Below are 7,685 nucleotides of genomic sequence, written 5' to 3'. Positions count from 1 at the left end.
CATGATCTACACCGAGGCCGGCGTTCCAGCGGGCGTGTTCAACGTCCTGACCGGCAGCGGCCGTGAAGTCGGCACCTGGCTGACCGAGCATCCGCGCATCGAGAAAATTTCCTTCACCGGCGGCACCGACACCGGCAAGAAAGTCATGGCCAGCGCCTCGAGCTCGTCGCTCAAGGACGTGACCATGGAGCTGGGCGGCAAGTCGCCGCTGATCATCTTCGACGACGCCGACCTGGATCGCGCCGCCGACACCGCGATGATGGCCAACTTCTACAGCTCCGGCCAGGTCTGCACCAACGGCACCCGCGTGTTCGTGCCGAGCCACCTCAAGGCCGCCTTCGAAGCCAAGATCGCCGAGCGCGTGGCGCGCATCCGCGTCGGCAACCCAGAAGACGAAAACACCAATTTCGGCCCGCTGGTGAGCTTCGCCCACATGGAAAGCGTGCTGGGCTACATCGAGAAAGGCAAAGCCGAAGGCGCGCGCCTGCTGTGCGGCGGCGGTCGCCTGACCGACGGCGAACTCGCCAAGGGCGCGTTCGTCGCCCCGACGGTCTTCACCGATTGCACCGATGAGATGACCATCGTGCGTGAAGAAATCTTCGGCCCGGTGATGAGCATCCTCACCTACGACACCGAAGAAGAAGTGATCCGCCGCGCCAACGACACCGACTTCGGCCTGGCCGCGGGCGTCGTGACCCGTGACCTGAACCGCGCCCACCGCGTGATCCACCAGCTCGAAGCCGGCATCTGCTGGATCAACGCCTGGGGCGAATCGGCGGCGGAAATGCCGGTCGGTGGCTACAAGCAATCGGGCGTTGGCCGGGAGACTGGCATCAGCTCGCTGAACAACTTCACCCGCATCAAGTCGGTACAGGTCGAGTTGGGCGACTACACGTCGGTGTTCTGATCTGACACCGGACCTGAGGCGCGGGCCCTTGTGGCGAGGGAGCTTGCTCCCGCTGGGCCGCGAAGCGGCCCCACTTCAGGCCCCTGAGTTTTCCAGACAGAACACGGTCGCCCTGTTTGCGACTGCTGCGCAGCCGAGCGGGAGCAAGCTCCCTCGCCACAGAGAATGTGGCACTCGATGACCGCGACCTGAACCCAATTCCAAAAGAGGGTGCATTTCATGTCCCAAGAATTCGATTACATCATCATCGGTGCCGGCTCGGCCGGTAATACCCTGGCCACCCGCCTGACCGAAGACGAAGGCGTCACCGTCCTGCTGCTCGAAGCCGGCGGCCCGGACTATCGCCTGGACTTCCGCACGCAAATGCCCGCTGCCCTGGCGTTCCCCCTGCAGGGCCGTCGCTACAACTGGGCCTACGAGACCGATCCGGAGCCGCACATGAACGGCCGCCGCATGGAATGCGGTCGCGGCAAGGGCCTGGGCGGCTCTTCGCTGATCAACGGCATGTGCTACATCCGCGGCAACGCCCTGGACTATGACAACTGGGCCAAGCTGCCGGGCCTGGAAGACTGGACCTACCTCGATTGCCTGCCGTATTTCCGTAAGGCCGAAACCCGCGACATCGGCCCGAACGACTACCACGGTGGCGACGGCCCGGTCAGCGTGACCACGCCCAAGGCTGGCAACAACCCGTTGTTCCACGCCATGGTCGAAGCCGGCGTGCAGGCCGGTTACCCCCGTACCGAGGACCTCAACGGCTACCAGCAGGAAGGTTTCGGCCCGATGGACCGTACCGTCACGCCCAACGGCCGTCGCGCCAGCACCGCCCGCGGTTACCTGGACGTCGCCAAGAAACGCTCGACACTGACCATCGTCACCCATGCCTTGACCGACAAGATCCTGTTCGAAGGCAAGCGCGCGGTCGGCGTGCGTTACCTGGTGGGCGCCGCCGAAGAGCGCGTCGAAGCCCGGGCGCGCAAGGAAGTGCTGCTGTGCTCCGGCGCCATCGCCTCGCCGCAGATCCTGCAACGCTCCGGCGTCGGCCCGGCCAAGCTGCTGGAAAACCTCGACATCCCGGTGGTCCACGATCTGCCGGGCGTCGGTGAAAACCTCCAGGATCACCTGGAGCTGTACCTGCAATACGCTTGCACCCAACCGGTCTCGCTGTACCCGTCGCTGCTCTGGTACAACCAGCCAGCCATCGGTGCCGAATGGCTGTTCAACGGCACCGGCATCGGCGCCAGCAACCAGTTCGAGGCCGGCGGTTTCATCCGCACGCGCCCGGACTTCGAATGGCCGAACATCCAGTACCACTTCCTGCCGGTGGCGATTAATTACAACGGCAGCAATGGCGTGAAGGAGCATGGTTTCCAGGCACACATGGGTTCCATGCGTTCGCCCAGCCGTGGTCGGATCCAGGCCAAGTCCAAGGACCCGCGCCAGCACCCGAGCATCCTGTTCAACTACATGGCGACCGAGCAGGACTGGCAGGAATTTCGCGATGGCATCCGCCTGACCCGCGAGATCATGCAGCAACCGGCGCTCGATCCGTTCCGTGGTCGCGAGATCAGCCCGGGTATCGAGGTGCAGACGGACGAACAACTGGACCAGTTCATCCGCGAGCACGCCGAAACCGCGTTCCACCCGTCCTGCTCGTGCAAGATGGGCACCGACGACATGGCCGTGGTGGACAGCGAAGGTCGCGTGCACGGCATGGAAGGGTTGCGCGTGGTCGATGCCTCGATCATGCCGATCATCACCACCGGCAACCTCAACGCACCGACGATCATGATGGCCGAGAAAATCGCCGACAAGATCCGTGGCCGCAAGCCCCTGCCACGCAGCACCGCACCGTACTACGTGGCCGGTGATGCGCCAGTGCGCGGCAAGCCGTTGCGTGAAGTGGCGACGGCTGCACCGTAAGACTCATGACCGCGGCGCGGCCTTCGCGAGCAGGCTCGCTCCCACAGGGGTTTTGAGGTGGACACAGATTTTGTGACCACCGAAGATCCCAATTGTGGGAGCGGGCTTGCGCGCGAAAGCGGTGGGTCAGCTTGCATCAATGTTGAATGTACCGCCGTCTTCGCGAGCAAGCCCGCTCCCACAGGGGTTCTGAGGCGAACACAGATTTTGTGACCACTGAAAACCCACTGTGGGGGCGAGCCTGCTCGCGAAGGGGCCAGCCCATTCAGCCTATTTCTCTGACTGCCACACCGCAAAATTCCCATCTGCCTTGATCCCTCCCCCGCCCCAGGCCTACTCTAGAGCCACCGCGTCACTGCGCCGCACCTCGCTGCATCGCCACTCCAGACAAGGAGGTTTCATGTTCGACTTCCACCCCCGGCTCAAGCAGCGGTTCGCTGCCTTGCGCACGGGCGCCGAATTCTTTTCCCTGCGTTATGTGCGCGAATCCGGCCAGCATTTGTCGGTGCGCAAGAACGTCGCCGAACCGCCCAGCCTGAACCGTGATGAAGGTGCGATGCTCACCGTGCGGGTCAACGGGGTCGAAGCCTATGCCGCCACCAACGACCTGTCCCAGGCCGGCCTGCAAGCAGCACTGCAACGCGCCGAGCACCACGCCCGCCTGCTCAAGCCCCATGCATTGCTCGACCTGCGCGGGCAAGCGGTGTCCAGCGACCGCGCCGATTACTTCTCGCCGCATTTCGACCAGGCCTTCCCGCCGTTGAGCGACTGCTACCAACTGCTCGGCGACGAGTCGGCCGCGGTGCCCCGGGACGAACGCCTGGTGAACTGGCAAGCCAGCATCGGCCTGACCCAGGTCGAGCAGATCTACCTCAACAGTGCCGGCGCTGAACTGCGCCAGGCCCAACGCTTCATCTACCCGGCCCTGGACGTCACCGCCTTCGACGGTCACGACAGCCAGACCCGCACCCTGGGTCGGGAGAATTTCGGCCAGCAAGGCGGCTTCGACGTGATCAGCCGCTGCGGACTGATCGGCGCCGGGCCGAAAATCGCCGACCAGGCCTTGCAATTGCTGATGGCGCCGAACACCCCGCAAGGTCCCCGCGACCTGCTGCTGATGCCCGACCAGATGATGCTGCAAATCCACGAGTCCATCGGTCATCCGCTGGAACTGGACCGCATCCTCGGGGCCGAGCGCAATTACGCCGGTACCAGCTTCGTCAAGGCCAGCGATTTCGGCCACCTGCAATATGGCTCCAGCCTGCTAAACGTAACCTTCGACCCGGCCATTCCCGAAGAACTGGCAAGCTACAGCCATGACGACGATGGCAGCGCCGCCTGCAAACAGTTCCTGATTCGTGAAGGCCTGCTGCTGCGCCCATTGGGTGGGGCACTGTCGCAATTCCGTGCCGGCCTGGACGGTGTCGCCAACAGCCGCGCCTGCGGCTGGAATCGGCCGCCCATCGACCGCATGGCGAACCTGAACATCGAGCCCGGCGACCAATCCCTGGAGCAATTGATCCAGGGCATCGAGCACGGCGTGCTGATGCGCACCAACCGCTCCTGGTCCATCGATGATGCCCGCAACAAATTCCAGTTCGGCTGCGAATGGGGCCAGTTGATCGAGAACGGCGAGCTCAAGGGCGTGGTGAAGAACCCCAACTACCGAGGCATCTCCGCGCAATTCTGGAAAAGCCTGCGCGCCGTGGGCGACGCCAGCACCTCGCAAGTCCTTGGCACGCCGAACTGCGGCAAGGGCGAACCGAACCAGGTCATCCGCGTCGGCCATGCGTCGCCAGCCTGTGTGTTCAGCAATGTTGATGTGTTTGGGGGAGATGCCTGATGAGCACCACCCATAATCAGGCCGAGGCATTCAAGGCTCTGGTCGACTGGCTGCGCGGCGCCCTGCATACGCCTGAACAGTTCACCCTCGGCTACGCTGCCGAATCCTCGGCCTTCGTGCGTTTCAACCACGGCAAGGTCCGCCAGGCCGGGCAAGTGCAGCAAGCCAATGTCAGTTTCAAATTGATCGACGACGGTCGCCACGCCGACTTGCAGATTACTCTGTCCGGCGACCCCGAGGCCGATGTGCAACGCCTGTCCGAAGGCTTGCAGCAACTGCGCGAAACCTTGCCGCTGCTGCCCCGCGATCCGTACCTGCTGCTCAACCATCATCACTGGCAGAGCGACAATGTGCAGGACCATCCGCTGCCCGAGACGGAGCAGGCCGTTGCCGAAATCACCCGCGCCGCCGAAGGCCTGGACCTGGTGGGCTTCTACGCCGCCGGCCCCATCAGACGAGGTTTCGCCAGTTCTTCGGGCGCGTTCGGCTGGCATCAGGCCAACAGCTTCAACTTCGATTTCAGCTTGTTCCATGAAAACGGCCAAGCGGTGAAAGCCAGCTACGCCGGGCATGTGTGGAGCAGCGAAGGATTTGCCCAACGTTTCGAGCAGGCCCGCGAACAACTGGCGTTTCTCGGCCGCCCGCTGCGCACGTTGCCGCCCGGCGAATACCGCGCCTATCTGGCGCCGGCCGCCCTGGAAGAGATCATGGGCATGCTCAGTTGGGGCGGGTTCTCGGCCCAGGCCATTGCCAGCAAGCAGAGCCCGTTGCAGAAGTTCTATGCTGGCGAAGCCCACTTCAGTCCCAACGTATGGCTCACGGAGCAGGTCAGCGGCTCCCTGAGCCCGGCGTTTTCCGACGAAGGTTATCCCCGCGACGACCTGGGACTGATCGCCAAGGGCATGGCCAACGCACAATTGGTGAACTCCCGCAGCGCCGCCGAATACGGCCTCGCGGCCAACGGCGCCAGCCGCTACGAATACCCCCCGGCGCTGGACATGCAGGGCGGGCAACTGGAGCAGAAGTACATCCTTGAAGCACTTGGCACAGGGTTGTACATCAGCAACCTCTGGTACCTGAACTACTCGGACCAACCGGCGGCACGCCTGACCGGCATGACCCGTTTCGCCACGTTCTGGGTCGAGAACGGCCAGATCCAGGCACCGGTCAGCACGATGCGTTTCGACGACAGCGTCTACAGCCTGCTCGGCTCGCAACTCGAAGCGCTGACCCGGGAGCGGGAACTTCTGCTCTCGGCCAGCACCTACAGCCAGCGGGCCACGGCCTCGATGTTGTTGCCGGGGGCGTTGGTGAAGAGGCTCACGCTGACGCTATAACACGCAATTCCCCGTGGCGAGGGAGCTTGCTCCCGCTCGGCTGCGAAGCAGTCGTAACCCAGGCGACGCGATCTTTCGGGCACACCGTGTTGGCCGGTTTGGGGGGCTTCGCCCCCAGCGGGAGCAAGCTCCCTCGCCACAAGAGCTTCCTTGCCACAGGTAACTGTTCATTTTTTTAAAGATCCCCTCGCCCTAGGTAATTGTTCACTTTTCATACAAGAGGTCCCATGCCCAACCGCGCCCCGCTCGACGCCGTCACCGCCCGCTGGCTCCCGTGGGTCGTGGCGATTGCCTTCTTCATGCAGTCCCTGGACGGGACCATCCTCAACACCGCCCTGCCCGCCATGGCCAGCGACCTGGCGGAAAACCCGCTGCGCATGCAAGGCGTGATCATTGCCTACATGCTCACCGTGGCGTTGCTGATCCCGGCGTCGGGCTGGATCGCCGACCGCTTCGGCACCAAGAAGATTTTCTTCGGGGCGATCCTGCTGTTCAGCTTCGGCTCGCTGCTGTGCGCCTTGTCCAATTCGTTGAGCATGCTGATCGGCGCCCGGGTCGTCCAAGGCCTGGGCGGTGCGCTGATGCTGCCGGTGGGCAGGCTGGTGGTGCTGCGGGCGTATCCGCGCTCGGAACTGGTGCGGATCATGGGCTTCATCACGATCCCTGGCCTGCTCGGCCCACTGATCGGCCCGACCATGGGCGGCTGGATGGTGGAATACCTGACCTGGCACTGGATCTTCATCATCAACCTGCCGGTGGGCGTGATCGGCTGTTACGCCGTGTGGAAATTCATCCCCGACCTGCGTGGCAGCGAGCGCACGCGGTTCGATGGGCTGGGGTTCCTGCTGTTCGGCGCGGCGATGGTGCTGATTACCATCGCCATGGAAGGCCTGGGTGAACTGCACTTGCCGCACCTGCGGGTGATGTTGCTGCTGTTCGGCGGCATGGCCTGCCTGGCGGCCTATTGGCTGCGGGCCGGGCACGTTGAAAATGCGCTGTTTCCACCGTCCCTGTTCAAGACCCGGACCTTCGCCGTCGGTATTCTCGGCAACCTGTTCGCGCGCCTGGGCAGCGGTGCCTTGCCGTTCCTGGTGCCGTTGCTGCTGCAAGTCGCCCTGGGTTATTCACCGTCCCAGGCCGGCATGAGCATGCTGCCCCTGGCGGCGGCGGCCATGGTCGCCAAATCCGTGGCCCGACCGCTGATCGAACGCTTTGGCGACCGCGCCGTGTTGACCAGCAACACCCTGGCCCTGGGCCTGATGCTGGCGAGCATGGGCCTGGTCAGCGAACAGACGCCGTACTGGCTGCTGCTGGCGCAACTGGCGGTGCTGGGGGCGATCAACTCGCTGCAATTCACCGCGATGAACACCGTGACCCTGATCGACCTGGACGACGCCAGTGCCAGCAGCGGCAACAGCCTGTTGTCGGTGGTGGCGCAACTGTCCCTGAGCCTCGGCGTGGCCTGCGCCGGCGCACTGCTGGGCGGCTTTACCGCCCAGGTGGGCAACGATGGGGTGGAGACGGTGCTGGGGGCGTTCCAGCTGACGTTCGTGACGGTGGGGATCATGGCGATGCTGGCGGCGACGATCTTTTCCCAGTTGTCGAAGCAGGATGGGCGGCGGGACAAGCGGCCGGATGAGCATATCGAGCACTAGGTAGGACTCGGACGGTTTTA

5 protein-coding genes are annotated in these 7,685 nt (G+C 64.0%); all 5 read left to right on the top strand.

Annotation, left to right across the window (positions count from 1 at the left end; all coding sequences use genetic code 11):
* A partial coding sequence (locus tag HGO40_RS24440) for an aldehyde dehydrogenase family protein (RefSeq protein WP_250965109.1) occupies positions 1-907 on the top strand: 907 nt, incomplete at its 5' end.
* A 219-nt stretch (positions 908-1,126) separates the two neighbouring features.
* Positions 1,127-2,830, top strand: coding sequence for a choline dehydrogenase (betA, locus tag HGO40_RS24435; protein WP_250965108.1), 1,704 nt, complete (start codon positions 1,127-1,129; stop codon positions 2,828-2,830).
* A gap of 400 nt (positions 2,831-3,230) precedes the next feature.
* On the top strand, positions 3,231-4,673 hold the full coding sequence (locus tag HGO40_RS24430; protein ID WP_250965107.1) for a TldD/PmbA family protein: 1,443 nt from the start codon (positions 3,231-3,233) through the stop codon (positions 4,671-4,673).
* Positions 4,673-6,010 (top strand): TldD/PmbA family protein, encoded by a 1,338-nt coding sequence (locus tag HGO40_RS24425; protein ID WP_250965106.1) that lies wholly within the window; start codon positions 4,673-4,675, stop codon positions 6,008-6,010. Before HGO40_RS24430 ends, HGO40_RS24425 begins: the two co-directional genes overlap by 1 nt.
* 227 nt (positions 6,011-6,237) lie before the next feature.
* Positions 6,238-7,665: a multidrug transporter subunit MdtD gene (gene mdtD / locus HGO40_RS24420; protein WP_250965105.1), complete on the top strand. Its 1,428-nt coding sequence runs from the start codon at positions 6,238-6,240 to the stop codon at positions 7,663-7,665.
* The last annotated feature ends 20 nt before the right edge of the window (positions 7,666-7,685 follow it).

The sequence above is a fragment of the Pseudomonas sp. CG7 genome (assembly GCF_023701885.1).
GTDB classification, from domain to species: Bacteria; Pseudomonadota; Gammaproteobacteria; order Pseudomonadales; family Pseudomonadaceae; genus Aquipseudomonas; species Aquipseudomonas zanjanensis.
Note: the sequence above shows the minus strand (reverse complement) of the source record. Positions and strands in the feature narration are given on the sequence as shown.